General features: G+C 70.4%; 1 protein-coding gene. It reads left to right on the forward strand.

Annotated elements, in window-relative coordinates; translation table 11 throughout:
* Positions 1-1408 (forward strand): acyltransferase domain-containing protein (locus C2L58_RS22135; protein ID WP_146073642.1); only part of this gene is annotated, 1408 nt, incomplete at both ends.

Consider the following 1408-nt stretch of genomic DNA (forward strand, 5'->3'; position numbering starts at 1 on the left):
GCTGGCGACCTACGGGCGCGACCGGGACCGGCCGTTGTGGCTGGGGTCGGTGAAGTCGAACATCGGGCACACGCAGGCCGCCGCGGGCGTCGCCGGGGTCATGAAGATGGTGCTCGCGTTGCGGAACGAGCTGCTGCCCCGGACGCTGCACGTGACCGAGCCGTCGTCGCACGTGGACTGGACCGCCGGCGACATCGAGCTGCTGACCGAGCCGGTCCCGTGGCCGGCGGGCGGACGGCCGCGCCGGGCCGGGATCTCGTCGTTCGGGATGAGCGGCACGAACGTCCACGTCATCGTGGAACAGGCACCCGAGGCCGAAGCCCGGGAACCGGTCGACGTCACCGGTGTGACGCCGTGGCTGGTGTCGGCGCGGGACGAGGCGGGCCTGCGGGCGCAGGCCGGCCGGCTGGCGTCCTTTGTGGAGTCGTCTCCCGAGGTGGGAGTGGCCGAAGTCGGCTGGTCGCTGGCCGCGACGCGCGCGCGGCTGGAGCACCGGGCGGTCGTGCTGGCCGGCGACCGGGCCGGGGCGCTGGCCGCGTTCGCGGGTGGCGAGCCGGTTCCGGGTGTGGTGTCCGGCGTGGTGGATTCGGGTCGTTCGGCGTTCCTCTTCTCCGGTCAGGGTGCGCAGCGGCTGGGTGCCGGCCGGGAGCTGTATGAGTCGTTTCCGGTGTTCGCCGAGGTCGTGGATGCGGTGTGCGCGCGGGTGGAATCGTTGCGTGAGGTGATGTTCGGCGACGATGCCGAGCTGCTGAATCAGACGAGGTATGCGCAGGCGGCGTTGTTCGCCATCGAGGTCGGGTTGTTCCGGCTGGTCGAATCGTGGGGAGTGACCCCGGATTTCCTGGTCGGGCATTCGATCGGGGAGCTGGCGGCGGCCCATTGTGCGGGGGTGTTCTCCCTGGAGGACGCGTGTGCCCTGGTGTCGGCCCGCGGCCGGTTGATGCAGGCGCTGCCCGCCGGTGGCGTGATGGTCGCGGTGCAGGCCACCGAAGCCGAAGTGCTTCCACTGCTGGTCGAGGGCGTGTCGGTGGCCGCGGTGAACGGTCCGTCGTCGGTGGTGCTCTCCGGCGATGAAGACGCAGTCGCCTCGGTCATCCAGCATTTCGAGGGCCGCAAGACTCGTCGGCTGTCGGTGAGTCATGCTTTCCATTCGGCTCGGATGGAGCCGATGCTGGCGGAGTTCCGCCGGGTCGCCGAGACGCTGACCTATCACGCGCCTTCGATTCCGGTCGTGTCCAATGTGACCGGGACGCTGGCCGAGGAACTGGCGTCGCCGGAGTACTGGGTCCGGCATGTGCGCGACACTGTGCGGTTCCACGATGGCGTGACCTATCTCGCCGAGCGCGGGGTGACCCGGTTCCTGGAGCTGGGCCCGGACGGTGTGCTGACCGCGATGGCGGCGGAATCC

The organism is Amycolatopsis sp. CA-126428, assembly GCF_002904335.1.
GTDB lineage: Bacteria > Actinomycetota > Actinomycetes > Mycobacteriales > Pseudonocardiaceae > Amycolatopsis.